This is a genomic window from Brevundimonas vesicularis (assembly GCF_032067225.1).
Taxonomy (GTDB): domain Bacteria; phylum Pseudomonadota; class Alphaproteobacteria; order Caulobacterales; family Caulobacteraceae; genus Brevundimonas; species Brevundimonas vesicularis_F.
On record NZ_DAMBJX010000028.1, the window covers coordinates 1 to 15,084 of the forward strand.

Annotated in this window: 18 protein-coding genes; 14 read left to right on the forward strand and 4 right to left on the reverse strand. The window is 67.1% G+C overall.

Going from position 1 to position 15,084, the window contains the following annotated elements; genetic code table 11:
* The 6 genes from RT123_RS08910 to RT123_RS08935 all read left to right on the forward strand — a co-directional run.
* The coding region (locus tag RT123_RS08910) for a hypothetical protein (protein WP_313008793.1) at positions 1 to 645 on the forward strand (645 nt) is incomplete at its 5' end.
* Positions 646 to 658: 13 nt separating this feature from the next.
* Complete coding sequence (locus RT123_RS08915; protein ID WP_313008794.1) at positions 659 to 1,432, forward strand: metallophosphoesterase; 774 nt, start codon at positions 659 to 661, stop codon at positions 1,430 to 1,432.
* A 79-nt stretch (positions 1,433 to 1,511) separates the two neighbouring features.
* Positions 1,512 to 1,967, forward strand: a complete 456-nt coding sequence (locus RT123_RS08920; protein WP_313008795.1) for a translation initiation factor IF-2 — start codon at positions 1,512 to 1,514, stop codon at positions 1,965 to 1,967.
* An 80-nt stretch (positions 1,968 to 2,047) separates the two neighbouring features.
* Positions 2,048 to 2,653, forward strand: a complete 606-nt coding sequence (locus tag RT123_RS08925; protein ID WP_313008796.1) for a hypothetical protein — start codon at positions 2,048 to 2,050, stop codon at positions 2,651 to 2,653.
* A gap of 116 nt (positions 2,654 to 2,769) precedes the next feature.
* Entirely contained in the window at positions 2,770 to 3,402 is a 633-nt protein-coding gene (locus tag RT123_RS08930) for a LysE family translocator (protein WP_313008797.1), read from the forward strand.
* A gap of 99 nt (positions 3,403 to 3,501) precedes the next feature.
* A complete protein-coding gene (locus tag RT123_RS08935; RefSeq protein WP_313008799.1) occupies positions 3,502 to 4,074 on the forward strand; it encodes a CC0125/CC1285 family lipoprotein in 573 nt (190 codons plus the stop codon).
* A 43-nt stretch (positions 4,075 to 4,117) separates the two neighbouring features.
* Here the strand turns inward: RT123_RS08935 and RT123_RS08940 are convergent, their stop codons facing one another.
* Positions 4,118 to 4,885, reverse strand: coding sequence for a DUF6065 family protein (locus RT123_RS08940; RefSeq protein WP_156146787.1), 768 nt, complete (start codon positions 4,883 to 4,885; stop codon positions 4,118 to 4,120).
* A gap of 37 nt (positions 4,886 to 4,922) precedes the next feature.
* On the opposite strand from RT123_RS08940, the gene RT123_RS08945 reads away from it, so the two are divergent.
* The gene (locus tag RT123_RS08945) at positions 4,923 to 5,438 is read left to right on the forward strand and encodes a prolyl-tRNA synthetase associated domain-containing protein (RefSeq protein WP_313008800.1); all 516 of its coding nucleotides are present in this window, start codon (positions 4,923 to 4,925) and stop codon (positions 5,436 to 5,438) included.
* 15 nt (positions 5,439 to 5,453) lie between these two features.
* On the opposite strand, the gene RT123_RS08950 is transcribed toward RT123_RS08945, so the two are convergent.
* Positions 5,454 to 5,951 (reverse strand): hypothetical protein, encoded by a 498-nt coding sequence (locus RT123_RS08950; protein WP_313008801.1) that lies wholly within the window; start codon positions 5,949 to 5,951, stop codon positions 5,454 to 5,456.
* Positions 5,952 to 6,302: 351 nt separating this feature from the next.
* Between RT123_RS08950 and trxA the strand changes: the two genes are divergently transcribed.
* The 7 genes from trxA to RT123_RS08985 all read left to right on the forward strand — a co-directional run bounded on the left by trxA (position 6,303) and on the right by RT123_RS08985 (position 14,335).
* Complete coding sequence (gene trxA / locus RT123_RS08955) at positions 6,303 to 7,208, forward strand: thioredoxin (RefSeq protein ID WP_313008802.1); 906 nt, start codon at positions 6,303 to 6,305, stop codon at positions 7,206 to 7,208.
* A gap of 54 nt (positions 7,209 to 7,262) precedes the next feature.
* Entirely contained in the window at positions 7,263 to 7,919 is a 657-nt protein-coding gene (locus RT123_RS08960) for an LON peptidase substrate-binding domain-containing protein (protein ID WP_313008803.1), read from the forward strand.
* A gap of 75 nt (positions 7,920 to 7,994) precedes the next feature.
* Entirely contained in the window at positions 7,995 to 8,189 is a 195-nt protein-coding gene (locus RT123_RS08965; protein ID WP_055754657.1) for a Trm112 family protein, read from the forward strand.
* A gap of 90 nt (positions 8,190 to 8,279) precedes the next feature.
* On the forward strand, positions 8,280 to 9,236 hold the full coding sequence (gshB, locus tag RT123_RS08970; protein WP_313008804.1) for a glutathione synthase: 957 nt from the start codon (positions 8,280 to 8,282) through the stop codon (positions 9,234 to 9,236).
* A gap of 60 nt (positions 9,237 to 9,296) precedes the next feature.
* The gene (locus RT123_RS08975) at positions 9,297 to 10,913 is read left to right on the forward strand and encodes a YifB family Mg chelatase-like AAA ATPase (RefSeq protein ID WP_313008805.1); all 1,617 of its coding nucleotides are present in this window, start codon (positions 9,297 to 9,299) and stop codon (positions 10,911 to 10,913) included.
* A gap of 73 nt (positions 10,914 to 10,986) precedes the next feature.
* Positions 10,987 to 12,525: a response regulator gene (locus tag RT123_RS08980; RefSeq protein WP_313008806.1), complete on the forward strand. Its 1,539-nt coding sequence runs from the start codon at positions 10,987 to 10,989 to the stop codon at positions 12,523 to 12,525.
* A gap of 43 nt (positions 12,526 to 12,568) precedes the next feature.
* Entirely contained in the window at positions 12,569 to 14,335 is a 1,767-nt protein-coding gene (locus RT123_RS08985; protein ID WP_313008807.1) for an AmpG family muropeptide MFS transporter, read from the forward strand.
* A 4-nt stretch (positions 14,336 to 14,339) separates the two neighbouring features.
* Here the strand turns inward: RT123_RS08985 and RT123_RS08990 are convergent, their stop codons facing one another.
* Positions 14,340 to 14,732, reverse strand: a complete 393-nt coding sequence (locus tag RT123_RS08990) for a YidB family protein (RefSeq protein WP_313008808.1) — start codon at positions 14,730 to 14,732, stop codon at positions 14,340 to 14,342.
* Positions 14,733 to 14,838: 106 nt separating this feature from the next.
* Positions 14,839 to 14,976: an entericidin A/B family lipoprotein gene (locus tag RT123_RS08995; protein ID WP_039247129.1), complete on the reverse strand. Its 138-nt coding sequence runs from the start codon at positions 14,974 to 14,976 to the stop codon at positions 14,839 to 14,841.
* Between the last annotated feature and the right edge of the window lie 108 nt (positions 14,977 to 15,084).

Below are 15,084 nucleotides of genomic sequence, written 5' to 3' on the forward strand. Positions count from 1 at the left end.
CGTCGTCCGACCAAGGAGTTGGACGTCTTCTGCAAGCCTGGCGACTACCCCCGCATCCTGGCCTTCTTCCAGAAGCACGGCTACCGCACCGACGTCGAGGACGAGCGCTGGATCGCCAAGGTCTGGAAGGACGAGAAACACTTCTTCGACGTCATCTTCGCCATGTCCAACGGCACCATCGCCGTGTCCGACAGCTGGTTCAGCGAGGACCGGATCACCGTCTATGGCCATCAGGTCCAGATCACCCCGCCCACAGCGCTGATCCTGTCCAAGGTCTTCATTCAGGACCGCTACCGCTATGACGGGGCCGATGTGAACCACGTTATCCTGAAACAGTCCGACGCCATCGACTGGAAGAGCCTGCTGGACCAGATGGACCTCTATTGGGAAGTGCTGGCCGCCCATCTGCTGAACTTCCGCTTCGCCTATCCGACCGAGCGCGACCGGATTCCGCGCTGGCTGATGGAAGAGCTGGTCCAGCGATTGACGGCCCAGATCGATCTGCCGGCGCCGCGCGTGAAGGTCTGTCGCGGCCGGCTGTTCAGCCCGCGCGACTATGTCGCCGACGTCGCCGAGTGGGGCTTTGGCGACGTGGTGGGCAAGGGGCTGGAGGAACGCCACGACCCCGTCAACCTGGGCCACTGAAAGGCAAGCCGCCATGACTGACGCCGTCCCCGATCCCCAGACGACCCAACCCGGCCTGGAACCCGGCCCCGGCAGGAAACTGCGCGTCGCCGCCGTCGGCGACCTTCACGTCGGCGAAACCACAGAGCATCGCTACCGCGACCTGTTCGAGCGGGTGTCGGACGACGCCGATGTCCTGTGCCTGTGCGGCGACCTGACCAACTACGGCAAGACGCCCGAGGTCGAGCGGCTGCTTGAGGATCTCAAGCTGTGCAAAATCCCGATGGTCGGCGTGCTGGGCAATCATGAGCACGAGTGCGGCCAGCCCGAGGTTGTCACCAAGATGCTGACCGACGCCGGGGTCAAGATGCTGACCGGCGAGGCCTATGAGATCGAGGGCGTCGGCTTTGCGGGCGGCAAGGGGTTCGTCGGCGGCTTCGGCCGCTACATGCTCTCCTCGTTCGGGGAGGCCTCGATCAAGCGTTTCGTGCAGGAGGCGGTCGAGGACGCCAATCTGATCGAGAACTCGATCCGCATGCTGCGCACCGAACGCTCGGTCGTGCTGCTGCACTATGCGCCCGTGGTCGAGACGGTGATGGGCGAGCCGCCCGAAATCCACGCCTTCCTGGGTTCGTCGCGCCTGGCCGAGACCATCGACCGCTACGACAATGTCCGTCTGGTCGTTCACGGCCACGCCCATCGCGGCGGCCCGGAGGGACGCACCACCAAGGGCACGCCCGTCTATAATGTCGCCCTGCCGGTGCTGAAGACCCTGGGCGACAAGCCTTATCGGGTCTTTGAAATCTGACCGGACTGTAGGAGGGTGCGGCCGGGGCTGGGATGCAGCCTCGTTCGGGGCCGCAAGGCGGCCCGTCGTGGAGTTTCCGATGCGCCTTCTGTCTTCCGCCGCGGCCGTCGCCGTCCTGGCCCTGACCACTCCAGCCTTCGCCGCCGGCCAGGCCGCCGCGCCTGCCCCTGCGCCGCAGGCCGCTCCGGCGCCCGCCCAAGAAGCGGACAGCCCCGAGGAAGCCGCCTTCGAAGCGAAAGGAGAAGCCTTCGGCGAACGTATGGAAGCCATGGCCGAAGAAATGCAGGCGGCAGCAACTCAGGCCGACAAGGCCAAGGCCAAGACTGACCTCGACGCGATCCAGGCGCGCAATCAGGCGGACGCCGACACGTTTGCAGACGAGTTCCTAGCCTTCGTGGTCAGCCAAGGCGCGCCCGCCGACCAGATGGGCGCGGCCGCTCAGCAGATCAAAGCCTATCCTGCGATGATCCGTGCCAAGATTGAGGAAGCTGTCGCCGCTGCGCCCGCCGCGGCAGCCCCGGCCCAACCGCAGTAAGCCGAGCCTTACCGCGATTTCACTTGAGACGGGGCGGCTGAGGGCGGAGTTTGCGCGGGTCATTCAACGGGAGCCGTCCCATGATCCGCCTGCTCAGCCTGACCGCCGCCCTGGCGCTCGCGCCCCTCTCCTCGGCCTTGGCGCAGACCCCGGGGCCTGCGCCCACGCCGGCTCCGGCTTCCGCTGAAGCCGCCGAAGCCCGGATGGAAGCCGCGGCCGAGGCCTTCGAAGCGCGCATGGAGACCTTTGGCGAACGCGCCGAGGCGATTTCCGAAGACGAGAGCCTGAGCGAGGCCGAACGCGGCCGTCGCATCGCCGCCCTGTGGTCGGACTATGCGCCCGACGTCGCCGCCTTCACCGCCGAGACGACGAAACACGCCACCGAAATGGCGGCCCAGGCGCTGAAGGACATCGACGTCGACGCCATTGTCGCCGACGCCCTGAACGACCCCGAGGTCAAACAGGCGATGGAAGAGGGGATGCAGAAGGGCGTCGTCACCGCCGAAGGCATCGCCCGCAACAGCGCCTGGACCAATCCGACGCCCGAGCAGATGGAGACCTACAGCCTGGTCGCTCAATACGCGCTGGACCAGGCCGCCGACGCCGTCGTCGAGGAGGGCGTCGAAGCGCCCGAGGCCCCGGAAGCGCCCGAACCGCCGGCGCCGCCCGCCCGTCCGGCCGCCTAACGTCTTTATCTCCTCATGAAAGAAGGAGTGGACCGCGCAGCGCTGGAGGGGCTCTTGAAGTCCTATGGGTGTAGATTGTCTTGACCCCATACGTCTGACCAGCGACATCGCGCCGCATGCCTGCCCTGCCCGTCGATCCGCACCTCTATTCGACCTTCCTCGGCGTCATGGCGGTGATGGCGATCACGCCCGGCCCGGCCAATCTGTTCGCCGTCGCGACCGGCGTTGAAAAGGGCCGCGCCTCGGCCCTGATCGGCGTCTTGGGCATGAACGCCGCGACGCTGGTGTGGTTCGGCGCGGCGGCCCTGGGTCTCGGCGCCCTGGTCAAGGCCTTCCCCGCCGCCTTCACGGTCATCGCCGTCCTGGGCGCGCTTTATGTCGCCTGGCTGGGGATCAAGGCGCTGCGCGGCGCCTTCGCCACCGCCGCCGATCCCGACGAGGTCGTCGTTAAGAAAGGCCGAAGCGCCCTGATCGACGGGTTCGCCGTCCAGATCGCAAACCCTAAGGCTATCCTGTTCTTCACCGCCGTCCTGCCGCCCTTCATCGACGTGAACCGCCCGGTCGCGCCGCAGATGGCGATGTTCGCCATGGCGGCCATCGGCATGGATATGGTGTCGATGAGCACCTACGCCCTGTCCGGCGCCGCCTTGTCGCAACGCATGCAGCAACCACGCTTTCGAAAGGGCTTCGGCGTCTTCGTCGGCCTGCTGCTGATGGTCGCCGCCGTGCTGATCGTTCTTCGGCTCTAGACGCCGCGACGCTTCGCCATACAGTGGTCGGGAACGGCTTCGTTCATGCTCCGTTCAGCCGTCAGAGCGCCCGAATGGGCGATCAAGGAGTTTGATGTCATGAAAACCCTCCCCCTGAAGACACTGGCGGTGACCGTCGCCGCTGGTCTGGCCCTGGCGGCCTGCGCCACCGCCACCCCGTATCAACCCGCCGGCTTCAACGGCCAGCGTGGCGGCTATGCCGAGCAGCGCCTGGAGAACGATCGTTTCCGGGTCAGCTTCTCGGGCAATTCGCTGACCTCACGCGAACAGGTCGAGCAGTCGCTGCTGCTGCGTTCGGCCGAACTGACGGTCGAGAGCGGCTATGACTGGTTCTCCACCGTCAACCGCGCCACCGACCGCGACACCCGCTTCGTGGGTACGCCCGATCCGTTCTATTCGGGCTATAACCGCTTCTACAGCCCCTATTGGGGTCCGTCGTGGCGCTACTACCGCAGCGGCTTCTGGAGCCCGTGGGACCGTTACGGCCCGTGGGGCGTCAACGACTTCGACGTCCGTCAGGTCGACCGCTTCGAGGCCAACGCCGAAATCGTCCTGGGCCGCGGCCCCAAACCCGCCAACGACCCCAACGCCTTCGACGCCCGCGAGGTGATCCAGAACCTGGGTCCGCAGGTCACCCGCCCGGCGGCCTGATGCTGAAAGCCCCTCTCCACGGCGTGGAGAGGGGCTTTTTCTTTCATCCCACCCGCGGCGACTTCAGCCGGCGCTTGTTGGAGTGGGTCGCCGGCGCCGTGCCCAGATCTTCCGGCACCTCGCCCTTGAAATAGTAGCGCTGCCACGCCTCCTTGGCCGCATCCGGATCGCCGCCGGCCAGACGCTGGTTGAAGTCGGTGCGGGCGCGGTTCCAGGCCTCGAACTGACCCTTCATCACCGGGTTGGATTCCAGCGTGCGGATGATTGGCTGGAACTGTTCGACCTTCTTGTGCTCGATCAGATTGATGAAGCAGAAGGGTTCGCCCTTCTCGAAGGTGATCCGCCCCGGCCGGGTGAAGATCCAGTTCATCGTGAAGGGGAAGGGCAGCCAGTCCGTCTCGATCAGGCCGACCAGCGGCTGGATGCCGTCCTTCACATGGTTGGGCGACCCCGAGCACATCATCCCCCAGCCAGGCGGCGTGCGGAACAGATATTGCGGATGCATGGTCAGCACCCCGCGCGAGAAGTGCGAGGTGACGAAATGGGCCAGATCGTGCTGGGGCCGATCCGGCGTGATGACGATGTCTTCCTGGCGCGGACCGCCGTTCCACTCGGCCGAGAAGCCGAACGGGCACAGGATTTCCCACCCCGTCGTGTTGGCCATGTTCAGCGGCAGGCAGCGATAGGGGTGGCGGCTGATGAAGGCGTCCATCCAGTTGCGCGACTGGCGGCCGGGCACGAGGTCCGGCGGCCGGGCCGTCATCGGATAGCATTCCAGTTCCAGAGGGCGCGTGTTGACGGTATCGACCATGACCATTTCCTAACGCCCGAAACCCGACGGCTCAACCATGACTGACACACCCGCTTTCGACCGCGAGACCCTGACCGTCTGGCTGAAGGCGAACAGCGTGGATCACGTCACCCACGACCACCCGGCCGTCTTTCGGGTTGAGGAAGGGCTGGATCTCAAGGCCGACCTGCCGGGAGCCCACACCAAGAACCTGTTCCTCAAGGATCACAAAGGCCGCCTGTGGCTGATCTCGGCGCGTCAGGACACGGTGATCAACCTGAAACGCGCCGCCGCCGTCATGGGGTCGGGCCGCCTGTCGTTCGGCAACGAGACGCTGATGTGGGAAACGCTGGGCGTCCGCCCCGGCTCGGTCACAGCGCTAGGCCTGATCAACGACATCGACCGCCGCGTGACCTTCGTGCTGGACCGGCGCCTGTGGGACGCCGCCGTCGTCAACTTCCACCCCCTGACCAATACCGCGACCACCGCCCTGGATCAGTCGGCCTTCCGGCGCGTGATGACGCTGCTGGAGCGTGAGCCGGTGGTGGTGGATTTCGAAGCCATGGGCGCTTGAACCGATTGCGCGACATTACATCTTCGCCAAGCGCGCCCTTCTCCACGACGCCCGAACGCCAAGGATCGCGACCGGCAGGGCGAAGATGTTCATATAGCTACCGCCCATTCTGTAGTCGAACAGCCACCGGCCGCAGGTGATTTCCACCACGAGCCAAGCGAGGACAAAACAGATCGGCCAAATCGTGCGTCCATACACGATGGCGTAATAGGCCAGGATCACAAATCCCGTCAGCACCCCATGCACGACCAGACTGGACCAGTCGCCCGTGAAGAGCGCGACAAAGGCCAAGAAGCCGTGAACCATGCCCAAGGGAATAACGGCTGTGCTTCCGCCTTCGATGCCCTCCGAAACGCTGCGTTTTGTGTCCACGGGCGCGAAGGCGGCCGCCACAACCCTCCGATCATTGCTGAGGGCGTTCGACACCACCTCACCAAAGCGCACCCTGCGACCGGCGGCGCGCTCCGCCAGCGGCAGCGGCTTTCTGATGGGGCTGTTTTGGTTGTCCAGCATTCAACCTGAATACGGCACGCTTGCTTGAAGACAGGTTAGCGGCGATGCCAGAGCGGTCGCTGCACCTATCCTGTTGGACTTCGGGAATGTCGCGAGGGACGCGGCAGCGTTGCGTTTACACCATCGTCATCGCCAACGGCTTGAACCTTGCCGCACAGGCCCCATCTCGCAAAGTCCGGCACAATGAGGCAGACGAGCGGCGGGGGAAGTCAGACGAATTAGACGAATTAGACGGTGTTTTTCATGACCACCGTCTGAAATCCCGGCGCGACCTTTTCCCGGCTTGATGCCGACGCATCCCGACGCCATCTGAACCGTTGAACCTTACAGATCTCTGCGCGGACCTCGCCCATGACCCTGCTCGACCCGACCCTGACCCCCGACGCCGCCGGCGACCTGATCAAGGAGGGCACGGACGCCTCTTTCATGACCGACGTTATCGAGGCGTCGAAACATCAGCCGGTCATCGTCGACTTCTGGGCCACTTGGTGCGGGCCGTGCCGGACCTTGGGCCCGGCGCTGGAGAAGGCCGTGCGCGCCGCCAAGGGGGCGGTGAAGATGGTCAAGATCGATGTCGACGCCAACCCGGCCTATGCGGGCCAGCTGCGGGTGCAGTCGATTCCGACGGTCTACGCCTTCGTCAACGGCCAGCCGGTCGACGGCTTCCAGGGCGCCATTCCCGACAGTCAGATCAAGGCCTTCATCGACAAGCTGACCGGCGGTCAGGGCGGCTCGACCGAGACGGCGCAACTGCTGGAGCTGGGCGAGGAATCGCTGGGCCTGAACGACTTCGGCGGCGCGGCCCAAGCCTTCGCCCACGTTCTGTCGATCGAGCCTGAGAACGAGAAGGCGATCGCCGGCATGGCGCGGGTCTATCTGGCGGGCGGCGACCCCGAACAGGCGGCCCAGACCATCGCCATGGCGCCGCAGGACTCCAAGGAGCCGACGGTCCAGAGCGTGCGCGCCCAACTGGCCCTGGCGTCTAAAACCCCTTCCGGCGCCTCGGCCGAACTTGAGGCCAAGGTCGCCGCCGATCCGAACGATCATCAGGCGCGTTTCGACCTGGCCGAGGCCCAGAGCGCGGCCGGCGACTTCAAGGGCGCGGTCGACAATCTGCTGGCCATCATCCAGGCCGACCGCGAGTGGAACGATCAGGCGGCCCGCAAGCAGCTGCTGTTCATCTTCGAGGCGGCGGGCCTGACCTCGGACGTGTCCAAGGACGGTCGTCGCCGCCTGTCGTCCATTCTGTTTTCGTAAGCGCGAAACCACCGGCCTCAAGTCGCCCGAAAGGCGATAGGCCAAGGAGAAGTGATGCCTCAAGGCTATGTCCGCGCCCTCGACCTGCCCCAGGTGATCCCGGTGTTCCCGCTGGGCGGGACCATCCTGCTGCCGCGCGGACAGCTGCCGCTGAACATCTTCGAGCCGCGCTATCTGAACATGGTGGACGACGCCATGGCCGGCGACCGGATCATCGGTCTGGTCCAGCCCAAGGGCGGCACGCCGGCCCTGCCCGGCCTGTCGCCGGTCGGCTGCGCCGGTCGGATCACCAGTTTCGCCGAGACTTCCGACGGGCGCTATCTGATCACCCTGACCGGCGTGTCGCGCTTCCGCATCGCCGCCGAGATGCCGTCCAAGACCCCCTATCGCCAGGTCCGCGCGGCGTTCGAGGCCTATGAGGACGATCTGATCTCCCCGCCCGAGGAGCCGGACTTCGACCGCGACGCCTTCCTCGACGCCCTGCGCGCCTATATGGCGCACCGGCTCCTGGACATCGATTGGGAGACGGCCGAGACCGCGCCGATGGAGGCCCTGGTCAACAGCCTGTCGATGGCCCTGCCCTTCGAGCCGGCCGAAAAACAGGCTCTGCTGGAGGCCATGGGCCTGATGCCCCGCGCCGAGGCCCTGACCGCCCTGATGCGCATCGACGCCGCCGACGGCGGTGACGACGCCGCGCCGTCCATGCAATGACGGGCTCAAGTAGCGCAAAGCGCGGTAGCCCCCTAAAGAGCTCTCAACTAGCGCCAGCGCGATAGGCCAAGAAAAATGAGTGACGCCTTCAATACGCCCGTGTCCGTCGATCCCCGCCTGTTGGAGGTGCTGGTCTGCCCCGTCACGCGTGGCAAGCTGACCTATGACCGCGACGCCAACGAGTTGATCTCGGCGGGCGCCAAACTGGCCTATCCGATCCGCGAAGGCGTGCCGATCATGTTGGCCGAGGAAGCGCGTCAGCTCGACTGAGCGCCGCACCGACACCGAACATCCACTGGCCCGGAGCGCGGCGCGCTCAACGGGCCTCAAGTAGCGCGACGCGCGATAGGCCCAAGAACAATGACCCTCAGAGTCGCCATCCAGATGGACCCGATCGAGGCCGTCGACATCGCCGGGGACACGACCTTCCTGATGGCCGAGACGGCCCAGGCGCGCGGTCACAAACAGTGGGTCTATGACTTCCGCACCCTGGCGCTGGAAGAGGGCCGCCTCTTCTGCCGCGCCCGCCCGATCACCGTGCAGCGCGAGGTCGGCAACCACGTCGACTTCGGCGACTGGGAAAAGCTGGATCTGGCCGAGGACGTGGACGTGATCCTGATGCGCCAGGATCCGCCGTTCGACATGGCCTATGTGACCGCCACCTATCTGCTGGAGACGGTGCATCCACGGACCCTGGTGGTCAACGACCCGGCCCAGGTGCGTTCGGCCCCCGAAAAGCTGATGGTCACCGCCTTCCCCGGCCTGCAACCGCCGACCCTGATCTCGGCCGACCCCGTCGCCCTGGACGCCTTCCACAAGAAGCACGGCGAGGTGGTCCTGAAACCCCTGCACGGCAATGGCGGCTCGGGCGTGATCAAGCTTCGCGCCGACGACCCCAACTTGGACGCCCTGATCGAGATCCATGCCGCCGGCAGCCGCGATCCGCTGGTGATCCAGAAGTTCATTCCCGCCGTGTCCAAGGGCGACAAGCGCATCCTGCTGATCGACGGCGAGCCCGTCGGCGCCATCAATCGCGTCCCGGCGGCGGGCGCGGTGCGCTCGAACTTGCATGTCGGAGGCACGGCCATGCCGGTCGAGCTGACGCCGCGCGACCTGGAAATCTGCGCCGCCATCGGCCCGACGCTGAGGGAACGCGGCCTGATCTTTGTCGGCATCGACGTGATCGGCGACTATCTGACCGAGATCAACGTCACCTCCCCCACCGGCGCCCAGCAGTTGAAGGCCTTCACCGGCATCGACGCCACGGCCCTGATGTGGGACGCCATCGAAGCTAAACGCGCCGCACAGGTTGCGTGATCGCCACTTGAATTAGATTTCAGTTCATGGTTCGTTCTCCATCTCAGGTGGGAGAACGACATGGTCGCGCGGGTTGTCACGGTCGCCTTTGACGGGGTCGAGGCCCGGCGCGTGGACGTCGAGGTCCAGTTGATCGGCAATGACGGGCCGACCATCTTCAACATCGTGGGCCTGCCGGACAAGGCTGTGGCCGAAAGCAAGGAGCGGGTGCGCGGGGCCTTCGCCGGCATCGGTCTGGCCCTGCCCGCCAAGCGGATCATCGCCAACCTCGCGCCGGCCGACCTGCCCAAGGAGGGCAGCCATTTCGACCTGCCCATCGCCCTGGCCCTGATGGCGGCCATGGGGGTGATCGCGCCCGATGCGCTCGACGGCTGGGCCGCCATCGGCGAGCTGGGGCTGGACGGCCAGATCGCGCGGGTCGGCGGCGCCCTGCCCGCCGCCGTCGCCGCCGACGCCATGGGCCTGGGTCTGATCTGCCCCGAAGCGACGGGACCGGAGGCGGCCTGGGCCGGCGGCGCCCGGATCCTCGCGCCGCGCTCGCTGATCAGTCTGGTCAACCATTTCAAGGGAACCCAGGTGCTGCGCGCGCCCGAGCCCGGACCGCTGGCGGACGGCAAGGCCGTGCCCGACCTACGCGAGGTCAAGGGTCAGGAAAGCGCCAAGCGCGCGCTGGAGATCGCGGCGGCCGGCGGCCACAACCTGCTGTTCATCGGCCCGCCGGGGTCGGGAAAGTCGATGATGGCGCAGCGCCTGCCGGGCCTCTTGCCGCCCCTGACCTCGCAGGAGTTGCTGGAGACCTCAATGGTCTGGTCGGTCGCCGGCCTGATCGAACGCGGCGCTTTGACCCGCGATCGCCCGTTCCGCAGCCCGCACCATTCCGCCTCGATGGCGGCCCTGACCGGCGGGGGTCTTCGCGCCAAGCCGGGCGAGGCGTCGCTGGCGCACAATGGCGTGCTGTTTCTGGACGAACTGCCGGAATACTCGGCCCAGGCTCTGGACTCGCTGCGGGCGCCGCTGGAGACGGGCGAGATCGTCGTCGCCCGCGCCAACGCCCACATCCGCTATCCCGCGCGGTTCCAGTTGGTGGCGGCGATGAACCCGTGCCGCTGCGGCATGGGCGGCGCCGGACGCGGCGCGTGCGGCAAGGCCCCGCGTTGTCAGCGCGACTATCAGAACCGCGTCTCGGGTCCGATGTTCGACCGCATCGACCTGACGGTCGAGACGCCGCCGGTCACCGCCGCCGACATGGCCCTGCCCCCGCCCGCCGAGGGCACGGCCGAGGCGCGGGCGCGCGTGGCGACCGCCCGCGCCATGCAGGAGGACCGGGTGCGCGAGGCCGGGCTGGACGCCGCCCAAGGCCTGAACGCCCGCGCCTCCGGCGGCACGCTGGATCGGTTCGCCACGCCGGACGAGGCGGGCCGGATGCTGCTGATGCGGGCGGGCGAGGCCGGCGGCCTGACCGCGCGCGGCTGGACCCGCACCCTGCGCCTGGCCCGCACCATCGCCGACCTCGACGGCAGCACCGGCGTTCTGCGTCGCCACATCGCCGAGGCCCTGATCTACCGCCGCACCACCATCGGCGCCGAAGCCGACTTCGACCGCCGTGTGGCGCAGCGCTATGAAGGGTTCGGCCTGCGCGAGGGCGACGACGAGCAGACGCCCTTCCTGCGCGCGTGAAACGGCCATCGTGGCATGGTGGAGACATCCTTAACCGTCGGTCTTTAGGCTCTGTCTCGTGGGGGAGACGGCCATGACGCGACGGACGGCGACGAAGCGGATTGAGGAGCGCACGAGCGCGCCTGTCGACCCCGCCCAGCAGTTCCTGCGACTGATGAGCCACGAGATGCGCACGCCGCTGAACGGCGTGATCGGCATGATCAATCTGTTGCAGCGGACCCGGCTGGACGGCGCCCAACGCGCCTATGCCGAGAACGCGCGTCAGTCGGCCGAACATCTGCTGGGTCTGGTCAATGATCTGCTGGACTATGCGCGGCTGGAGGCCGGGGCGCTGGAGTTCGACCTGGCGCCCGTTGACCTGGAAGGTCTGGTGCGCGGCGTCGCCGAGTTGCTGAGCCCGCGCGCCCACGACAAGGGGCTGGAGATCGTCTGGTCGGTCGCCGCCGACGCGCCCGACGTGCTGGCGGACGAAGGCCGGCTGCGTCAGGTGCTTTTCAACCTGGCGGGCAACGCCGTGAAGTTCACCGAAACCGGCGGCGTGCGCATTTCGGTCGAGCGCGTCGGCGGCAGCGCGGCGCGCCCGCGTCTGGCCTTCCTGGTCGACGACACCGGCCCCGGCGTCGCACCCGAGGCGCGCACACGCATCTTCGAGGAATTCGGCCACGCCGACAGCTCCGACGCGGTCCGCCAGGATGGCGCGGGTCTAGGTCTGGCCGTCGTGCGTAAACTGGCCGCCGCCATGGACGGCTCGGTGAAGGTCGAAAGCCGGCCCGATGGCGCCACAACCGGCGGGGGCGCCCGCTTCGGCTTCGAGGCCGCCTTCGCCGCCGTCGCGGTGGCGCGCGACAAGCCGTTGCGCGGCCAGACGGTCGCTGTGCGCGCCGTCGATCCGTTTGTCCTGTCGGCGGCTCGCGCTCAGATCGAGGCCTCGGGCGGCGTCGTGGCGGAGGCGGCCCCGGTGATCCTGGTCGATCACGCCGACGCCCCGGCGGGCGCGCTGGCGGCTTTGCCTTCGAGCGGTCGCGGGATCGTCCTGCTGAAACCGGCCGAACGCGATCTGATCGCCCGTTATCGCGCCGTCGGCTTCCACGGCTATCTGATCAAGCCCTTGCGTCGCGCGTCCCTGGCCGAGCGCGTCCTGGCCGCCGTCGGCGCCGAGACGCCTGACAAGTCCAGCGCCCACTGCGCCGCCCCGATCGAAGACGACCGCGTCGCCCCCGTTCAGTTCGCAGGCATCCGCGTCCTGCTGGCCGAGGACAATCCCGTCGGCGCGCTTCTGGCCCGCACCCTGTTGCGCCGCGAGGGCTGCACCGTCGAGACGGCCGCCACCGGCGACGAAGCCGTCGCGGCGCTGAAACGTGCGCGCTACGACGTGGTCTTCATGGACATGCGGATGCCCGGCATGGACGGCCCCGCCGCCGCCCGCGCCATCCGCGCGGCGGGCGACACGACGCCGATCCTGGCCCTGACCGCGAACGCCTTCGCCGAGGACCGACGCGCCTGCCTGGAAGCCGGCATGGACGACCATATCGTCAAGCCGCTGGACGCCGAGGCCCTGCGCGCCGCGCTCGCCCGCTGGACGAAGCGCGACATCCGCGCCAAGGTCGGCTGAGTTACAGGCGCCCGCGTTTCCGGCCGCCGCGCCGGAGCCGTGCATGACCGACCAAGCTCATCCCCCCGCCAACGGCAAGCCCGCCGGCCGTTTCGGCGGCCTCGCCGTCTATGGCGAGCGGCGCGTCTTCATCATGCTGTTGCTGGGCTTTTCGGCAGGCCTGCCGAACCTGCTGATCTTCGACACCCTGACCACCTGGTTGCGAGAGAGCGGCCTGACGCTCGAAGTGATCGGCTTCTTCGCCTTGGCCACGCTCAGCTACTCGTTGAAGTTCGTCTGGGCGCCGCTGATCGATCGAACCGCCGTCCCGCTTCTGACGCCTCTGCTTGGTCATCGTCGCGCCTGGATGCTGGTCACGCAGGGCGTGATCATCTTCGGTCTATGGTCGATTTCGACCCTGAACCCCTCCAACGCCCTGATCGCCGTGGCCGGCTTCGCCGCCCTCGTCGGCTTCTTCGGCGCCACCCAAGACATCGTCATCGACGCCTGGCGGATCGAGGCCGCCGACGACAGTCGCCATGGCGCCATGGCCGCCGCCTATCAGTTGGGCTACCGCGTCGCCATGATCGTGGCCGGGGCCGTGCCGCTGGTGCTGGCCGATCTCTACAACTGGAACCTCTCTTACGCGGTGATGGCTGCACTCATGGGTATCGGTATCGCCGGCGTACTGTTCGCTCCGCGTGAGAAGGCGCACTCGATCCGAGCCATCCCGGTGGGAGACCTTCCTTCGCGACCAAAGCTGGAAATCTTCGAGTGGATCGCGCGTCTGGCGGTCATCGCCGTCGCCGCCATGTTCCTGGGTTCGGGCCTGACGGGACAGTCGGCACCCTTGAACGCCCTGTTCGGGCTCTTCGGCCTCGGCCCGGACGGCAAGGCGGCGGTCGCAGCAGCGCTGGCGGCGAAGCCGGAGGGCGTCTATCTGCAGTTCGCTCTGGTGCTCATGGGCCTGGCCGTCATGGTCATGGCCTGCTGGCCGCTGCCGGGAACCAAGACGCGGCCCGGCGCCTATCTCGCCGGATCGTTCGGCCAGCCCCTCGCCGATTTCTACAGGCGTTTCTCGGGCGTAGCCACGCTGATCCTGGCGCTGATCTGCGTCTATCGCCTGGCGGATTTCGTGCTGAACATCATGCCGCCCTTCTACATCGACCTCGGCTTTTCCAAGACGGAACTGGCCGAGGTGCGCAAGGTGTTTGGCGTGATCATGACCAGTCTGGGCGTGATCATCGGCGGCTGGTCGGTCGCCAAGCTCGGCCTGATCCGCACCATGGTAATCGGCGCCTTCATGAGCCCTGTGTCCAACCTGATCTTCGCCTGGCTGGCGACCCAGGGACACAGCCTGTCGGCCCTGACCGTCGCCATCGGCGTGGACAACGTCTCGAGCGGATACGCCGGGACCGCCTTGATCGCCTATATGTCCAGCCTGACGTCGATCGGCTTTACCGCGACCCAGTACGCCCTGTTCACATCACTGTACGCCCTGCCCGGCAAGCTGATCGCGACGCAGTCGGGACGGATCGTCGAGGCGTCCGCTCGAGCCGCCGAAGGGACCGGGCCTTTCGCTGGCCTGCGGGCGCTGTTCGCCAATCTGCAACCCGGCGTATTGACCACCGGAGCGGCGACAAGCGGCGTGACCCCAGCGGCGCTGGGCGCGGGCTACGTGGCCTTCTTCCTGTATTCAGCGATCATCGGTGTGTTCGGGATCGTCTTGGCCTTCATCGTGGCTTCGAAGCAGACTGCGCTGCAGGCGCGCCAGAAGGCCGCGATGGAAGAAGAGGCCGCGATCGCGGCGACCGAGGGCCAGCCGTCCTGAGGCTTCAGCGCTTCAGGAAGCCGCCGATCATGTTGCCCAGGCCGCCCGGCAGTTTGCCAAGCAGGTCGTCGGCGCCGTCGATCTGACCGCCGGGGGTCAGGCGGTCGATGGCTTCGGGCAGAAGACCGGCCAGGGTCTCGCCGGCCTGTTCGGGGGTCACGCCCATCTTGGCGGCGATGTCGGCGATGGGGCCGTGGCCGAGGACGGCCGTGATCTGCTCAGGCGAGATATTGGCGTTCGGCCCCGTGCCGACCCAGGAGCCGATGACATCGCCCAGGCCCGCCTGACCGAACTTCTCGGCCAGTCCGCCGACGCCGCCCTGACCCTTGAGCAGATCGCTCAGACCGCCTGCGGCGTCGTCGCCGAGACCCTTCACCACATTGTCCAGAAAGCCCATCGCCGTCTCCCGAATGATGACGCAACGTAACACTGTGATGCGACGGATACGAGAAAGGCCCGCCGGGATCCGACGGGCCTTTCCAACATCGGCTTTTGCGAAAGCCTTAGTTCTTGGCGTCGTTGGCGCCTTGCGTGACGGCCGAACCGGCGGCCGAGACATCGCGGCCGGCGCCGGCGATGGTGTTGCAGGCCGACACGGCCAGAGCGGCGGCGACGATGGACAGGGTGATGATCTTGCGCATGGTTTGAACCCTTGTTGGTATGGTCAAGTTTCGTCGAAACGCCGACCCTGAACTTGGGTTGCATCAAGCGACGCCGTATCGAAAATTTTGCTTTCGACGTGTCGGATC

Bases quoted from the DNA above. Each gene is read 5' to 3' on its own strand.
- RT123_RS08915 (WP_313008794.1), top strand. From the start codon at position 659: ATGACTGACGCCGTCCCCGATCCCCAGACGACCCAACCCGGCCTGGAA.
- RT123_RS08920 (WP_313008795.1), top strand. From the start codon at position 1,512: ATGCGCCTTCTGTCTTCCGCCGCGGCCGTCGCCGTCCTGGCCCTGACC.
- RT123_RS08925 (WP_313008796.1), top strand. From the start codon at position 2,048: ATGATCCGCCTGCTCAGCCTGACCGCCGCCCTGGCGCTCGCGCCCCTC.
- RT123_RS08930 (WP_313008797.1), top strand. From the start codon at position 2,770: ATGCCTGCCCTGCCCGTCGATCCGCACCTCTATTCGACCTTCCTCGGC.
- RT123_RS08935 (WP_313008799.1), top strand. From the start codon at position 3,502: ATGAAAACCCTCCCCCTGAAGACACTGGCGGTGACCGTCGCCGCTGGT.
- RT123_RS08940 (WP_156146787.1), bottom strand. From the start codon at position 4,885: ATGGTCGATACCGTCAACACGCGCCCTCTGGAACTGGAATGCTATCCG.
- RT123_RS08945 (WP_313008800.1), top strand. From the start codon at position 4,923: ATGACTGACACACCCGCTTTCGACCGCGAGACCCTGACCGTCTGGCTG.
- RT123_RS08950 (WP_313008801.1), bottom strand. From the start codon at position 5,951: ATGCTGGACAACCAAAACAGCCCCATCAGAAAGCCGCTGCCGCTGGCG.
- trxA (WP_313008802.1), top strand. From the start codon at position 6,303: ATGACCCTGCTCGACCCGACCCTGACCCCCGACGCCGCCGGCGACCTG.
- RT123_RS08960 (WP_313008803.1), top strand. From the start codon at position 7,263: ATGCCTCAAGGCTATGTCCGCGCCCTCGACCTGCCCCAGGTGATCCCG.
- RT123_RS08965 (WP_055754657.1), top strand. From the start codon at position 7,995: ATGAGTGACGCCTTCAATACGCCCGTGTCCGTCGATCCCCGCCTGTTG.
- gshB (WP_313008804.1), top strand. From the start codon at position 8,280: ATGACCCTCAGAGTCGCCATCCAGATGGACCCGATCGAGGCCGTCGAC.
- RT123_RS08975 (WP_313008805.1), top strand. From the start codon at position 9,297: ATGGTCGCGCGGGTTGTCACGGTCGCCTTTGACGGGGTCGAGGCCCGG.
- RT123_RS08980 (WP_313008806.1), top strand. From the start codon at position 10,987: ATGACGCGACGGACGGCGACGAAGCGGATTGAGGAGCGCACGAGCGCG.
- RT123_RS08985 (WP_313008807.1), top strand. From the start codon at position 12,569: ATGACCGACCAAGCTCATCCCCCCGCCAACGGCAAGCCCGCCGGCCGT.
- RT123_RS08990 (WP_313008808.1), bottom strand. From the start codon at position 14,732: ATGGGCTTTCTGGACAATGTGGTGAAGGGTCTCGGCGACGACGCCGCA.
- RT123_RS08995 (WP_039247129.1), bottom strand. From the start codon at position 14,976: ATGCGCAAGATCATCACCCTGTCCATCGTCGCCGCCGCTCTGGCCGTG.